The organism is Nocardiopsis sp. NRRL B-16309 (assembly GCF_001279585.1).
In the GTDB taxonomy this organism is placed as follows: Bacteria; Actinomycetota; Actinomycetes; order Streptosporangiales; family Streptosporangiaceae; genus Nocardiopsis.
Map to the genome: position 1 here is coordinate 67,760 of NZ_LGEC01000103.1, position 15,164 is coordinate 82,923.

Below are 15,164 nucleotides of genomic sequence, written 5' to 3' on the forward strand. Positions count from 1 at the left end.
CCGGGACGCCGTCTTCCCGCGCCAGGCCCGCGCCCGCCTGTCGCACCTCGTCCGGCCGCCCCGACGGCCGACGCCCTCGCGGGAGCGGCATCGGCGGCGGGCACCCGCCCGCCCGGCGACACGCCGCCCTCCTCGCGCGGCACAGGGCCAGGGCGTCTTCGTACCCCCTCCCGCGCACACCACACCCCACGGGAGCCACGCCCCGGGGTGCGACACACCACATCCCCGCGTCTCGGCACGCGACACCGCACGGAGCCGACCACCACGGGCACGGCTCCGCGCCCCGGGCCCCGGCGCGTCACACCCTCGCGCGGGCAACGGCTCCGGGCGCGGCTCCGCGCCCCCGCCTCAGACGGTTTCCGCCGCCGCGGTATCGGACCAACACCTGCAGAGCCACGGATAACATCCGAAATCGTTCCCCAAGGGCGACCTTCAGGGGTTACGGTGAATTTTCGGATGCCCCGGCACCCCCCGCTCGTCGATGGGCTCCACGTCCTCATCCATCCCTGGCCGCAGAGGACCCATGCGCCCCTTGACTCCGGACGATCCCACACACCTCGGCGGGTTTCGGCTCACAGCCCACCTGGGTTCCGGTGCCCTGGGGCCGGTCTTCGCCGGTGTGCGCGAGGACGGCGTCGCGGCAGCCGTCCGGGCCGTCCGGGCGGAGGACGCGGCCGACCCCGCCTTCCACTCCCTCCTGGGCCGCGAGGCGGAGATCATCGCGCGGATCCGGAACCGCTTCGTCGTCCCCCTGCTCGGCCACGACCTGACCGCCGCGCACCCCTGGACGGCGAGCGCGTACGTCAGCGGCCCCTCCCTGCTCGACCTCGTGCACCGGACCGGGCCCCTGCCCGCCGGCGCCCTCGCCCACATCGCGCGCGGAATGGCCGAGGCCTTGGACCACGTCCACGCCGCGGGAACGATCCACCTCGGCCTCACCCCCGCGCACGTGCTCGTCGACGCGGCCGGGCCCGTACTCGTCGACACCGGCGTCCGGCGCGCGGCCGACGGCGCCCGGATCACCTCCCCCGGGGACTCCGTGTACTGGGCGCCCGAGCACCTGCCCGGCGACCGGTCCTCCACCGCCGACGACCTCTACTCCCTGGGCGCGGTACTGGCGTTCGCCGCGACCGGGCGCGCGCCGGCCGGCACCGGGCCCGCCGCCATCGTCGACGCGCTGCGCGCAGGGTTGGACGGGACCGCGTCCGCCCTCGCCGACGCCGTCGCCGCCTGCCTGGAGGTACGCCCCGAGCGGCGCCCCTCGGCGGCCGAACTCCTGCGGGCCCTCGGCGGCCCGCTCCCCCAGGACCCGGAGCCGTGGCTGCCGTCCCGCGCCCGCGCCCTGGTCGCACGGTTCGAGGAGGACTCCGCCGCGGCTCTGCGGACCGCCCGTTCCGGGCAGGGGCCCGGTCGGGGACCCGCCGACGACGCCGCCGCGGGCCCGTTCGAGCCCGCCTCGCCCGGCCCCCGCCCCGAGGGCCGCCGCGCCGACCGCTCCGGGGCCACCGCCGCCTCCGGTTGCCGGGAGCATCCCGGAATCGGCGTCGGGGCCGCGAACGGCTCCGCGACCCTGTCCCCGTCCCCCGCCAGGGCTGCCGCAGCGGCCCGGCGACGGCGTGTGGCGGTGCGGATCGCGGCCGCCGCCGGAGCCGCCGCCCTGTTCGTGACCACGGGCGTGGCCCTCACCGTCACCCTGTCCTCCGAGGACGTCCTGCCCGCGGACGTCCAGGCCCCCGACTGCTCCTCCCCCGTCGGCATCGACCCGGCGCTCGTCCCCGCCGAGGAGCCCCGGACCCGCTTCAGCCCCGACGTCCCCTTCCGGCTCTCCTTCTCCCCCAACGGCTCGGTGCTGGCCGTCTCCCAGGTCGGCGGGGTCGACCTCTGGGACTGGGACCGCTCCAGCCCGCTCGCCGCGATCCCCACCGACGGCTCCGTCGTGCCGCCCAGCCCCGTCACCTTCAGTCCCAACGGCTGCGTGCTCGTCCACGGCGGGCCCGAGGGCGCCGCCGTGACCGACCTGCCCACCGGCGAGGGGACCCTCGTGGGCGGCGGGTCGGTGCACTCGGTCGCGTTCAGCCCCGACGGCGGCACCCTCGCGGTCGGGGTCGAGGGCGACCCGGACCACCGCCTCCTCCACCTGATCGACCCCGACACCGGCGAGACCGTGTCCGCGCTGGCCGGTTCGGCGCGGCTCGGCGCCCTGCGCTACTCCGCCGACGGCGGCACCCTGGTCGGCAGCGAGGACAACGCCGGGTTCGCCGTCTGGCGGCTGGACCGCCCGGGCGAGGTGTCGCTGATCGGGGACGGCTCCGGCAACGAGGCGTTCGCCGTCCTGCCCGACGGCTCCGGCGTCCTGCTCGTCCAGTCCGACCGCGTGGTCCTGGTCGACCCGGAGACGGGCGGCGTCGAGCGCGAGTTCGTTCCGCCGTCCGGGGAGGGCGTCCTGGTGGACGTGGCCTACAGCCGCTCGACCGGCCGCGTGGTGGCCGCCCGGCTGGACGCCGCGATGGGCGCCGAATCCGTGGTCGCGTGGGATCTGCGCACCGCGGAACGGATAAGCCTCGCAGGCGAGCCGCCCGCCGTGTATCCGATGGCGGTCTCGCCGTCCGGCAACCACCTGGCCGGGCTCCGCGCGGGCTCCCACGACATCGCCGTCTACGACATGGACTTCTCCCTGGTCGGCGTCCTGGCGCAGTGACCGCGCCCGGGCCTCCAGGTCCGCCGGACCACCCACCGGTCGGGCCTCCGGGCAACCTCCAACCGACCGGGAGCCGGGCTCGGAGGTCGGAGCGGCGGGCCTCGGGACGGCCGGGCCTCCGGGGCTCCGCTCCTCGGGACGGCCGGGCCACCCACCGGTCAGGCCCCTGATCAGCCGGGCCTCCGGGCGCCCGGGCCTCCAGGGCGGCCGATTCGGGCCACGCTCTGGGGCCCGCGCGCGCGGACGGCTACATTTGGCGGGGGACGGATCCCCCTCTGCCCGCCGCCCCGCGCCCCGCCGAGTAAGGAACGCGTAGCAGCCGTGCAGCCACTCGCCTCCGACGACCCCCAGAGCATCGGCCCGCACCGCCTCCTGGCCCGCCTGGGCGCGGGAGGCATGGGCAAGGTCTACCTCGGGCGCACCCCCGACGGGCACCTGTGCGCTCTCAAGGTGGTCAAGGAGGACCTGGCCCACGACGCCCAGTTCCGGGCCCGCTTCGCCCGCGAGATCCGTGCCGCCCGGCGCGTGCGCGGCCCCTTCACCCCCGCCGTCGTGGACGCCGGCCCCGAGGCGCCCGCGCCGTGGATGGCCACCGAGTACGTGCCCGGACCCACCCTCAAGGAGGCCGTCCGGAACGGCGGCCCCTTCCCCGAGCCGTCCCTGCTCGTCCTCACGCTCGGCCTCGCCCGCGCCCTGGCCACCATCCACGCCGCCGGCCTCATGCACCGCGACCTCAAGCCGAGCAACATCCTGCTCTCGCCGCGCGGACCCCAGGTCATCGACTTCGGGATCGCCCGCGCCGTCGAGGGCACCGTGCTCACCCGCACGGGACAGACCTTCGGCACCCCCGCCTACAGCTCCCCGGAACAGGTCGTCGGGCAGAACGTCTCCCCGCGCAGCGACTTGTTCTCGATGGCGGGCGCCGTGGTGTTCGCGGCCGGCGGGGAGCCCCCGTTCGGATCCGGACCGCCCGTGCGGGTCCTCCGACGCGTGATGTCCGAACAGCCCGGCCTGGACGCGGTCCCCGAGGGCACGCTGCGCGACCTCCTCGCCCGCTGCTTCGCCAAGGACCCCGCCCACCGGCCCGAGGCCGAGGAGGTGCGTGCCGCGCTGGCCGGTCTGCCGCTGCCCTCGGCGGAGCACGGGTGGCTTCCCGCGCCCGTCACCGAACAGATCGACCGCCACGCGGGCCGCAGCCGCCGCGCGCAGGAGTCCGACCTCACGACCGCCGACATGAGCGCACCGGATGGTTTCGGCACCGGCTCGACCCCGCTGTGGTCGGGCGCGACCGTGCCGGGCGAGTCGACCGTGCCGGGCGGCTCCCCCGTGCCCGGTGAGGACACCGGGGCAGGCCAGGACACCGTGTCGGGCGGCTCCCCTGTCCCGGGCCGGGGCACCGGACCGAGCGAGACCCGCACCGCCCCCGGCGACGGAACCGGACCGAACGGGACCTCCACCGCCCCCGGCGCGGCCCCGCCCCGCCCGTGGTGGCGCCGCCGCGCCGCCGTCGTGACCGCGGCCGCCGCGGCCGCGCTGGTCATCGCGGGCGGCGGCGCCCTCCTCCTCACCGCCCTCCCCCTCGGCTCACCCGAGGCGCCGGGTACCGGGACCAGCCCCTCCCCCGACCCGTCCGACGGCACCGCCGCGGACGGGGAGGCCCTGTCCGTCGACCTCAGCGGATTCACCTTCGACCTGGGCTTCTCCGCCGACGGCGAGACCCTGTACGTGTACGGCACGGAGCTCTCGGCCTGGGACTGGCAGGAGGGCGTGCCGGTCGACGTCTTCGAGCCCTCCCCCCTCGGCGGCGCGATCGGACGGGACGGCCGCATCGTCGCCTCCTACGTCGACCACATCCGTGTCTGGGACGGCGACAGCGACGACGTCACCGCGCACTTCGGCTCCGCCCACGAGAACGGCGACCGCGGCTACTACCAGACATCCGCCATCACCGGCGACGGCACGAAGGTGGCCGCCACCGCGGCGGAGGACGGGCAGCCCGGCAACGACCACGTCGTCCAGGTGTGGGACGTGGAGCGCGGGGTCCCGGAGGTCGAGATCCCGCTGGAGGGCATCCTGTACGCGCTGGAGTTCTCCGCCGACGGCTCCCTGCTCGTGGGCCGCGAGGAGGCCTCCGACGGCTCGGAGCCGCTGGGCGTGTCGGTGTGGGACGCCCGGACCGGCGAGCGGCTCCACCACTTCACCGGCGGCTACGGCCGCCAGTTCGCCCTGGCCCCCGAGGGGCGGACGATGGCCGTGAGCGTGCCGGACGGCGACGGCGAGGGCCCCGCCGGATACGAGCTGGTCGACCTCGACACCGGCGAGGTGACCGTCCCCCTGGCGGACCTGGACGAGGACCACGCCGGTGTCATGGGGATCCGCTTCTCCGCCGACGGCCGCCGGGTCTACGCGCTCACCGGCGGCGGCGCCACCGAATTCGGCAGCGTGTGGGACGCGCGGACGGGCGCTCTCGTCGACGAGTCCGGCCCGCCGCTCTACGAACCGCTCGCCGAGCAGGACGACGGCGGGCACATCGCCACGATGACCTCGGACGCGCGCGTCCTGATCCTCGACGCCGACTTCGGCGTCGTCACCGAACTGCACTGAACGGGAGACGCCCCATGCAGCCTCTCGACCCCCGCGACCCGCGCCAGGCGGGTCCGTACCGGATCGTCGCCCTCCTCGGCGCCGGCGGCATGGGCCGCGTCTACCTCGGCCTGGACCCGGATGGGGCGCCCGCCGCCGTCAAGGTCGTGCGCGCCGAGTACGCCTACGACCCCGACTTCCGCGCGCGCTTCGCCGGCGAACTCGACCTGCTCTCGCGCGTCCACGGCGCCTACACCCCCCGCGTCCTGGGCGCGGACCCCTCCGGCCAGATGCCGTGGATGGCCACCGAGTACGTCATGGGGCCGTCCCTGCACGACCTCGTCCTGCGCACGGGGCCGCTCCCCGAGCAGGCCGTCCGGCATCTGGCGCGCGGTGTGGCCCAGGCGCTGGCGCACGTCCACTCCCTGGGCATGGTCCACCTCGACCTCAAGCCCGGCAACGTCATGGTGTCCGCGGCCGGCCCCCAGGTCATCGACTTCGGCATCGCCCGCGCCATGGAGGACGCCCAGCGCGGCGGCGAGGGCGCGCAGGACCCAGAGGACACGGACGGCACGGCGAGGGCGGTCATCGGTACGCCGGGGTACATGTCCCCCGAGCACGTGCGCCAGGAGGAGTGCGGACCGCCGAGCGACGTCTTCGCACTGGGCGGCGTCCTGGTGCACGCCCTCACCGGCGCCGGTCCGTTCGGCGACGGCCACCCCTCTGCGGTCATGTTCCGCATCACCACACAGGACCCGGTCCTGACCGGCGTTCCCGAGCCCCTGGTCGGCCTCGTCCGCGCCTGCCTGGACAAGGACCCCGGCCGCCGCCCCACCGCCGCCCAGGTCCTCCAGGCGCTCGGCGGCCCCGCCGCCCCCGCGCCCGCGGCCTCCGCCTGGCTGCCGCCGCCCGCCGCACGGGCGGTCGACGCCGCCGCCCGCGAGTACCAGGAGGCCATCGCCCAGGCGCCCGCCGCGCACGCGTCTCCCGGAAGACCCGGCGTACCCGTGACGCCGGGGGCCGCCGGAAGCAGGGGAACCCGGCGGCGCCTGCTGCTCGTCGGCGGCGCCGCCACCGCCCTGCTCCTGCTCGCCGGAGCGGGCACCTGGACGGCGGTCGCCCTGCGCGGCGGCCCGGGCGGCGGCGCCTCCGGAGCCGAGGCCTCGCCGGAGCCGGACGCCGCGTGCGACATCACCGCGGACATCGCACCCGAGCTGGCCGAGACCGCCCGGGACCGGCCGACACTGCCCTCGACCTCCGTCAACGCGCCGGAGTTCTCCGCCGACGGCCGGGTCCTGGCCGTGGCCGCCACCGAGGCCGTGGTGCTGTGGGACTGGGCGGAGGAGACCGAGCTCGCCCGCGTCGAGGTGGACTCGGAGGAGTTCATGGTCGCCCCCGCCCTGAGCCCGGACGGCTGCCGCCTGGGCTACCCCGACACCGACGGCGCGCACGTGTACCACCTGCCGACGGGCGAGCACACGGTCTACCGCGAGGGCTCCGACATCGAGGACATGGCCTTCTCCCCCGACGGCCGGTCCGTGGCCGTGTCCGGCGCCGCCGCCGGCCAGTCCGGAGAAATCCTGCTCCTGGACCTGGAGTCGGGCGAGATCATCCGGACCTACGAGGAGGTGACCGCGGCCCAGACCATCGCGTTGACCCCGGACGGCGAGCACCTGGCCGCCATCAACTTCGAGGGCCTGACGCGGGTCTGGGACGCGGAGAGCGGCGAGGTGCTGTTCGCGGCCGACGACGGCCACTACGGGTTCGGCGACAACCTGTTCCTGCCCACCGACGACGGGGACCTGCTGTACATGGCGGACGAGGGCCGCCGCATCGTCCACACGAACTACCTGACCGGGGAGGACGTACGCGTGCTCACCACGGAGGACGACCTGGAGGAGGGGTTCTCGGAGTTCGCGGTGAGCATGGCCGACGACCGGGTCTTCGCGCCCTACACCCCGGGCGAGTTCATCGTGACCGACGAGGACGCCTACGGCATGAAGGTGTTCGAGCTCTCCAGCGGAGAGGAGCTCACCGCCGACGGGGACGAGGGGTACATGAGCCTGGTCACCGCCCGCCCCGGCGGCGGGATGCTCGCCGGCTTCCCCTTGGACAACACCCCGCTCTGGCTGGTCGAGCCCGACCCCGTCCGGCTCACCGCGACCCTGGGCTGACCCCCGCCCGCCCCACACCACCCACCGAGGCCCATGTTCCCCCTGCACCCGCACGATCCGCCGTCCGTCGGCCCCTACCGCCTGCGCGCCCGGCTGGGCGAGGACGCCTGCGCGCGCGTCTACCTCGGCTCGGCCGCCGACCGGGATCCGGTGGCGGTCCGGGTCGTGCGGCCGGAGTACGCCACCGACCCCGACTTCCGCGCGGCCTTCGCGCACCTGGTCCAGGGCGCGAACGCGTCGGGCAGCGCGTACGTGTGCCGGGTGCGGGACGCCGACCTGCGCGGCGCGGTCCCCTGGGCGGCCGTGTCCCGTCCCCTCGGACCGACCCTGTCCGGCCTGATCGGTGCGCACGGCCCGCTGCCCGCGGACGCCCTGCACACGCTCGCCCTGGCCCTCGCCCAGGCGCTGGCCGACCTGCACGCCGCGCGTCGGGTGCACGGATCGCTGTGGCCGGACGGGGTCCTGGTGACGCGGGAGGGCGCTCTGCTCGCCGACGCCGGGCTGGACCGAGCGGCGGGCGGAGTCGAGGAGCGGGCGCCGCACCCGTCGTTCGCCGCGCCCGAGGGCGGCGCGTCCGCCGCCACGGACGTGTTCTCGTGGGCGGCGACCCTGTCGCAGGCGGCCGGCGGCGTCGAGGGGCCCGCCGGGCTTCCCCGCGTGCCGCTCCAGCTGCGCGGACTGGTCGACACCTGCCTCAAGCGCAGCCCCTCGCTGCGTCCCAGCGCGGCCGACCTGGTCCGCATGCTCGGCGGACCCGTCGAACCGCCGCCCTGGCCGCCCGCCGTGCCGCCCGCCGTGGAGGCGGTCGCCGCGGAGCAGCGGCGAATCCTGGAGTCGGCCGCCACCGACGGCGCTTCCACCGCTGACGGCGCGTCGGACACCGACGACGCGTCCGCCACCGAAGGGGAGGCGGGCGGGCGGCGGAGCCCGCGCGGGACGCGCGGCCTGCGGCTCCTGCCGCTGGCCGCCGGAGGGCTGGCGCTCGTGCTCGTCGCGGGGGCCGGGGCCTACTGGGCGTCCGCCCGCTCGGGTACGGACGGTTCCGAGGAGCCCGCCGGGCCGGACGGGATGATCACCGACGCGGGCTGCCTGGAGGACCGCGGCTACCCGGTCCCGGACGGGGAGGTGGACGGGGCGGCGGCCGAGGCCTCCGCGACGGCCTTCAGCCCCGACGGGGACGTCCTCGCGGTCGCCACCGACGAGTACGGGCTCATGGTGTGGGACTGGCGCACCGGCGAGGAGGTGGCGCGCCCGGCGGCACGGACCGACGCCCTGGTGCCTCCGGTGTTCGCGCCGATCGGGTGCATGGTCGCGGCTCCGGCCCCGGTCGAGTACCCCGGCGAGGAGGTCCCGGTCCAGGTCGCGCACACCTACGACCTGCCGTCGGGGACCACGACCGAGCACCTGGGCCCGCAGCGGGGGCCGGACACGCCCGAGGGCGGCTGGTCGACCGAGCCGCGAGCGGTGCGGGGCCTGGCGTTCAGCCCGGACGGGTCGCTGCTCGCGATCGGGCTGGAGGGGCCGCTCGGGGCGATCGAGGCGGACAACGTGGGCCTGCTCGACACCACCGGCGGCGGGGAGGAGGCCTCGATCACCGGCTCCGGAGCGTACGGCATGGCGTTCCCCGACGACGGCCGCCTCGTCAGCGCGACCTCCGACACGGTGACCGTGTGGGACGTCGGGACGGGCGAGGAGCTGCACCGGGTGCGCGGCACCACGAGGGCGTCCTTCGCGGCGATCCCCGGCACCGACGAGATCGTCTACGCCGCCGGCGACCGCCTCGTGCGGTGGGACTACGCCGAGCGGGAGCCGCTGGGCGAGTTCCCGATGCCCGAGCTCGCCGACGCCGGGCCCTCGACCGGGGTCGTCGCCGTGGACCCCGGGCGGTCCCGGCTCTTCGTCAGCGCGCGGGTGGTCGAGGACGACGAGTACGTCGACGCGAGCCGGGTGTGGGACCTGGACACGGGCGAGGAGGCCGTCGGCGGGGACGGGGAGCGGGTGCGGTTCAGGCACGTGTCCTTCCATCCCGACGGGGAGGTCCTGGCGATGGTCACCTCGGAGGGCAGGGTGGTCATCGCCGACGCGGAGACGCTGGAGGCCGGGGACCCGCTGTTCTGAGCACGGTTCCTCCCACGGGCGGGAGCGGCCGGGCACGCCCGGTGATCGGGAGTGGTGGGGAGCGGCCAGAGGACCCGGCGCGGGACCCGATCGGTGAACAGCCGGACCGGCCGGTGGCCGGTGGCCTGTGGCCTGTGGCCGGAAAGCGGCAGCGGGACCCGGTCGGCGAACGGCCGGGGCCTCCGTGCGGGGCCACGGCGGATGGTCGGGAGTGCTGGGGAACGGCCGGAGGACAGGGGTGCGGAACCCGGTCGGCGAACGGCTTCGGCCACCGGACCGCTCATGGCCGGTCGTGGCCGATCGTGGCCGGGCCCGCCGGGGACGGGATCGCGGCCGATAGCGTAGGGCGACCGAGCCACGTCTGACGAGGAGACCCGGGACCATGCTGAACTCCGTCACCCGACACGTCGGCGGGACGGGCGAGCCCGACCGCGCCCTCCGCAGCCCGGCGCTGGCCGCGCTCACCCGCCTGATCGAGACCGCGGGCGCGTCGGCCGGTTCCGCGTCCGCCTTCGGACCACCCGTCCGGTCCGGCGAGACCACGGTGATCCCGGTGGCGCGGGTCAGCCTCCTGGCCAGCATGGGCGGGGGGTCGAGCCGCGTCCCGCGCGGCGACGGGGCCGGCGGACTGGGCCTGGCCCGCGTCCGCCCCTCGGGGTACATCGTCCTCGACGGCTCGGGGACCTCCTTCCGCCCCATCCGCCAGCCCGCGGCGATGCTCGCCATCCCCCTCGCGGCGATCGCGGCCGTCGCGGCGACACGGATCGTCGGCGTGTCGGTGCGGGAGGCGCGCCGCCGCCGGAAGGTCGCGGCCCGCCAGGCCGCCGCCACCGCCGCCGTGACCGCCGCCGCGCCCGCTCACGCGGCCGGCTGTGCCGCGGAAGCGGTCACAGAGCCCGCGACGTAGCGCTGGGCTCGGGTCCGGCCGCCGCGGGCGTTGGCCGGGCGGGGCCCCGGCGGGGACGCCGCCGGATGATCCACTCGGCCACGACGATGTTGACCACCCAGCCCGCGCCCATGGCCAGCGCCCGGGTGGTCTCGGTGAACTCCCCGCCCAGCAGCATCAGCGGCAGGTGCGTGAACACCTGGGTCCCCGCGCCCTGACCGATGGCGTAGCCGCGGATGACCCAGGCGCGGTGCCGGGCGATGTCGCTGCGCCGCACCTCGACGTAGGCGAGGACCAGGGCCACGGCCATGGCCGAGCCGAACAGGATGCGCTGGGCGTACACGACGACGCCGTCCGGCGCGGGAACGTCGTAGGCGAACGTCATCCACAGGCCCGTCAGCGCCGAGACGATCCCGAGCGGGAGCATGATCCGGCCCGAGGCGCGGTGCCATCCGAGGTGGCGGCGGCGCAGGCCGGGCGAGAACTGGAAGGCGCCCACCACGCAGAAGACGGTCGCGCTGACGATGTGCAGCACCAGGGGAACGGGGTCGGTGAGGAACCGGGTGTTCTCGGGGGTGGGCGTCGCCCCGCCCGCGATCTCACCGAGGCGGACGGTTCCGGCGAGCGCCGGGACCGCGCTGAGCAGGATCAACGAGACCGGCACGAGCCAGTCCGCCCTGGAGGAGGACGTCACGGAAGGGCCCCTTCGTCGCTTCGACCGACCGCGGAGCGGCCGCTGGGGCGGGGTCACCGTGTCGTGCTCCCGCCGTCGTCTCCGATCGTGGCGGTGGAGGCGGGTCCGGTTCATCGGTCGACGGGCCCGAGCCGAATCGGCCGAAAGTACGGTACGCGGGCCGTCCCCGCGGTCGGCCGGTGGCCGAGTGCCCTCGTACCCGACGACGCGCGCCGGGCGCGGAGGCGGGTCCGGGGGCCGCTCCGCGTGCGACCGGCGGGCGCTCATCGGGGGCGGATCGGGCGCTCGCCGCCCGGCGGGGGCGGACCGGAGGCGCACGGGCGGGAGGAGCAGGGGCAGGGGCAGGTCCGCAGGTCCGCAGGGCCGCAGGTCCGCAGGTCCGCTCGGCGACAGCGCGGGGGCGGCTCAGCGTGCGGCGGAACCGCCGGGCCCGTTCCCGGGACCACGCCCGCTCCCACGCCCGTTCTCCCGCCCGTTCCCGGCCCGGACCCGGCGGGTCTCGTAGGCCCACATCGCGATCTCGACGCGGTTGCGGGCACCGAGCTTGGCCATGAGGCTGGCGATGTGCGTCTTGACCGTGCTGAGCGTGATGTGGAAGTCGTCGGAGATCTCGCGGTTGGTCCGGCCCCGGGCCACGGCGGCCAGCACCTGTTCCTCGCGGTCCGTGAGCGCCTCGACCGGTTGCACGGGTGCGGCCGGCGCCGAGTCGGCGAACGCCCCGAGCAGGCGCACGGTGACGTTCGGGGCGATGAGCGCGTCGCCGTCGGCGGCGGCGCGGACGGCCTGCGCGAGCAGCGCCGGTCCCGCGTCCTTGAGCAGGAACCCCCGCGCTCCCGCCCCCAGCGCCGCGTACACGTACTCGTCGAGGTCGAAGACCGTGATGACGACGACCGCCATCGGATCCGCCACGCCGGGTCCCGCCAGCTCCCGGGTGGCCTCGATGCCGTCCAGCACGGGCATCCGGATGTCGAACAGGCACACGTCGGGCCGCAAGCGCCGCGCTAGCTCCACCGCCCGCCGCCCGTCCGCGGCCTGCCCGACGACCTCGATGCCCGGCTGGGCGTCGAGGATCATCGTCAGCCCGGTACGGACGATCTCCTGGTCGTCGGCCACCACCACCCGGACGGTCACTCCCGGGCCCCGTTCCTGGGCAGCACGGCCGTCACCGTCCAGCCCCGGCCGGGGTCCGGAGCGGCCGTGCACGTGCCGCCGAGCAGGTCGGCGCGCTCGGCCATCCCGATCAGCCCGTAGCCCGGAGCCGACGTCGGCCGCAGCGGCCCCGTGTCGCCGTCGTCGCGCACGCACAGGCGCACCGACGTGTCGTCCGCTTCGACGCGCACGTCGATCCGGGTCGCGTCGCGGGCGTGCCGCCGGGCGTTGGTGACCGCCTCCTGGGCGAGCCGGTAGACCGCCGTCCCGAGCGACGGGGCCAGCCCGTCGACGTCGCCGGTGACCGCCACGTCCACCGCCGGACCGGGCCCCGCCGTCGCGGCGAGCGCGGCCAGGTCACCGATCCCGGGACTGGGCTCCAGGTCCGCCGGACGGCCCCTGCGCAGCACGCGGACCATGGCGCGCATCTCGGCGAGGGCGCGCGAGGCCTCGGACTCGACCACCGTGAGCGCCTCCACCGCCGCGCCCGGCCGCGACTCCGCCGTCGCCAGGCCCGCCTGTGCCCGGATCGCCACCGCTGACACGTGGTGGGCGACCGTGTCGTGCAGGTCGCGGGCCACGCTCTCCCGCTCCAGCATCCGGGCCTGTTCGAGTTCCCGGGCCCGGGACCCGGCCCGGTACCGCAGCGCCGTCCCCAGCGCCCCGGCCGCGCAGAGCACCGCCAGGCTCGGCGGCACGTCCGCGGCGGCGGTGTACCCCAGGGCGCTCCAGAGCACGGCCTTGCCCACGACCACCAGGGCCCCGGCCACGATCTCCCGCCCGGACGCCCAGCGGAACAGGGAGTACACCAGCACCAGCATGTACGCGATCGTGTACGTCTCGGTGGCCTCGCCGCCGGTGGCCAGCGGCACCAGGGCCGACACGGCGAACCCGGCCACGAGCACGGCCAGCGGGTGGGAGCGCCGCCACAGCAGCAGCGGCGCGAGCCCGGCGGTGACGGCCACCCCGAGCACCCGCCAGGGCATGTCCGGCCGCAGGACCCCCTCCAGCAGGGCCGCCGCCACGAGCACCGCCACGAGCGCCCAGTCCCACCATCCGCGCGCGGGCGGACGGGGCGGGCGCGGCTCGTCCCACACCGATCGAAGGAGGTCGTGCACCCCCTCAGCCTACGAGGCCGCGCCCCGCCCCGGATCGGCCCAAAGTACGAGAGCCCGGAGAGCCGGGAGAGCCGGCCTCAGCTCGCACCGGTCATCCTGGCCACGAAGTCGAACAGGCCCATCGCCCAGGCGAAGACCGCGCACATGGCGATGATGACGACGACCTCGGTCCAGTTGAGGACCCGCCGCAGGGACGCGCGGGGCACGTCGGCCAGGCGCACCCAGCTCAGGATCCCCGTCACCATCCCCGCGAGCAGGGCCGCCACCGGCAGCCACGGTGACAGGAACCCGTACTCGCCGATGACCGCCACACCCGCCGCGCCCAGACCGAGCACGCCCGCCAGACGCAGGGGGAGCACGTGCCGGATACGGTCGAAGAGGCGCGAGCGCAGCACGAGGAGAACGGCGAGCAGTCCGCACAGGATCAGGTCGGGAAGCCCCTGGGCCATGAACGCCAGCATCGCGGTCACCGCTCCGCCGCTCACCGCCACACCCATGACGATGCCCAGCAGCAACCGGTCGCTGTTGGAGTAGGTGTCCTCGAACCTGTCCGTGGAGACCTGGCCGGAACGGCCCACCTCGTAGTCCAGCCCGGACAGCCCGCCCATCACCATCGCCACGCGCGGGAGCGCGCCGACGCACAGTGTCAGCGCGATCCCCATGGCCCGGACGCCCTGGGTCGGCTCGACGAAGAGCCCGACCAGCACCAGCACACCGGCGGCCACGGCGACCACGCCGAGACCGGCGATGTAGGCCAGCCCGGTCTCGTGCATCGCCCAGCCGATGACGGCCACCAGCAGTGCTCCCGACATCGCGAACGCGCCGACGACGAGCGGGGCCGCACTGGTCACGAGGCCGGCCGCGAGCACCGCGGTCAGCCCGCCCCACACACAGGCCGTCGCGAACAGGACGTGGGCGACCGCGGGCAGCGGCCTGCGGGCCGCCAGCAGCATGACCGCGACGGTGAACATGGTGCCCACGGCGGCCACACCGAGGTGGCCCACGGACGGGCTGAGCCACATCATCAGCCCGAGCATGAGAAGGGGGCCGATTCCGGCCACGAGAAGTCCGAAGGAGAGCGTGGTGGTGTGGTTCCACGTCCACGTCGTCTCGTCGACCCGGTCCTCGACCGCGCCACGGACGTCGTCCACGAACTCGGGGCGGCTCGGGGCGGTGCGACGGTTCAGGAGCAGGACGTCGCCGTCGTAGATCCCGGCGCTCTCCAGCGGCTCCTCCGGAGGCACGGGTCCGCCGTCGACGGTGCTGAGCGTCCAGGCCGCGGGCTCGCTGCTCGCCTCCTCCGGCGCGCAGACCTCGATGATGCGGGGCATCAGGGCCGCCACCGGCACCGTGCCCGGCAGGGCCAGATCCGCCCAGCGCTGCGGCCCTGTGACGGTGACCCGGCAGTATCCACTCACGCCAATGGTTCCTTTGTCGTCGTTCGGGGGTTACGACCGCCCCGGCCTGCGGTCGCCGAGAATCAGGCGATGCGCCGTGTCCGCGAGGCTATCGCTACCGTGACAGGACGGGTACTGGCAGCCGTGGGCGAGCGGACCGCCCCGGGATCGCACTCATCGGGTTCCTCCGACCACTGCGTGGTGATGTGCGCCCCGAAGGCCGACTTCGACACCGATCACATGTTTCACGGTGGTTGCGAGGCTACCCTTGGTGTAGCCCAGCACCCAGACACCAGCCCCCCACCAGGTGGACCGGAAAGAGAGCACCGTGGCGACGAGAGCGGTTC

The 15,164-nt window shown here is 75.8% G+C and carries 9 protein-coding genes; 5 read left to right on the plus strand and 4 right to left on the minus strand.

Features of this window, described 5'->3' with window-relative positions; translation table 11 throughout:
* The first annotated feature begins 523 nt into the window (after positions 1-523).
* From ADL05_RS23465 to ADL05_RS23485, 5 genes are all read left to right on the plus strand, one after another.
* Positions 524-2,698 (plus strand): protein kinase family protein, encoded by a 2,175-nt coding sequence (locus ADL05_RS23465; RefSeq protein WP_197285907.1) that lies wholly within the window; start codon positions 524-526, stop codon positions 2,696-2,698.
* A 321-nt stretch (positions 2,699-3,019) separates the two neighbouring features.
* The gene (locus ADL05_RS31255; RefSeq protein ID WP_053619169.1) at positions 3,020-5,302 is read left to right on the plus strand and encodes a WD40 repeat domain-containing serine/threonine protein kinase; all 2,283 of its coding nucleotides are present in this window, start codon (positions 3,020-3,022) and stop codon (positions 5,300-5,302) included.
* A 14-nt stretch (positions 5,303-5,316) separates the two neighbouring features.
* Positions 5,317-7,455, plus strand: a complete 2,139-nt coding sequence (locus ADL05_RS23475) for a WD40 repeat domain-containing serine/threonine protein kinase (RefSeq protein WP_053619170.1) — start codon at positions 5,317-5,319, stop codon at positions 7,453-7,455.
* Positions 7,456-7,488: 33 nt separating this feature from the next.
* A complete protein-coding gene (locus ADL05_RS23480) occupies positions 7,489-9,573 on the plus strand; it encodes a hypothetical protein (protein ID WP_053619171.1) in 2,085 nt (694 codons plus the stop codon).
* A 382-nt stretch (positions 9,574-9,955) separates the two neighbouring features.
* Positions 9,956-10,480 carry a hypothetical protein gene (locus tag ADL05_RS23485; protein WP_053619172.1) on the plus strand — a complete coding sequence of 175 codons (525 nt, stop codon included), beginning with the start codon at positions 9,956-9,958 and terminating at the stop codon, positions 10,478-10,480.
* Here the strand turns inward: ADL05_RS23485 and ADL05_RS23490 are convergent.
* From ADL05_RS23490 to eccD, 4 genes are all read right to left on the minus strand, one after another.
* Positions 10,461-11,153 (minus strand): DUF2306 domain-containing protein, encoded by a 693-nt coding sequence (locus ADL05_RS23490; RefSeq protein WP_053619173.1) that lies wholly within the window; start codon positions 11,151-11,153, stop codon positions 10,461-10,463. The genes ADL05_RS23485 and ADL05_RS23490 overlap by 20 nt on opposite strands.
* A 405-nt stretch (positions 11,154-11,558) precedes the next feature.
* Entirely contained in the window at positions 11,559-12,284 is a 726-nt protein-coding gene (locus ADL05_RS23495) for a response regulator transcription factor (RefSeq protein ID WP_053619174.1), read from the minus strand.
* Complete coding sequence (locus ADL05_RS23500; RefSeq protein WP_053619175.1) at positions 12,281-13,420, minus strand: sensor histidine kinase; 1,140 nt, start codon at positions 13,418-13,420, stop codon at positions 12,281-12,283. Before ADL05_RS23500 ends, ADL05_RS23495 begins: the two co-directional genes overlap by 4 nt.
* A 77-nt stretch (positions 13,421-13,497) precedes the next feature.
* Positions 13,498-14,838 carry a type VII secretion integral membrane protein EccD gene (eccD, locus tag ADL05_RS23505; RefSeq protein ID WP_053619176.1) on the minus strand — a complete coding sequence of 447 codons (1,341 nt, stop codon included), beginning with the start codon at positions 14,836-14,838 and terminating at the stop codon, positions 13,498-13,500.
* Positions 14,839-15,164: the final 326 nt, after the last annotated feature.

What these genes read in the sequence shown, in the direction of transcription:
- ADL05_RS23485 (WP_053619172.1), top strand. Translation starts at nt 9,956, where the DNA reads ATGCTGAACTCCGTCACCCGACACGTCGGCGGGACGGGCGAGCCCGAC.
- ADL05_RS23465 (WP_197285907.1), top strand. Translation starts at nt 524, where the DNA reads ATGCGCCCCTTGACTCCGGACGATCCCACACACCTCGGCGGGTTTCGG.
- ADL05_RS23480 (WP_053619171.1), top strand. Translation starts at nt 7,489, where the DNA reads ATGTTCCCCCTGCACCCGCACGATCCGCCGTCCGTCGGCCCCTACCGC.
- ADL05_RS23475 (WP_053619170.1), top strand. Translation starts at nt 5,317, where the DNA reads ATGCAGCCTCTCGACCCCCGCGACCCGCGCCAGGCGGGTCCGTACCGG.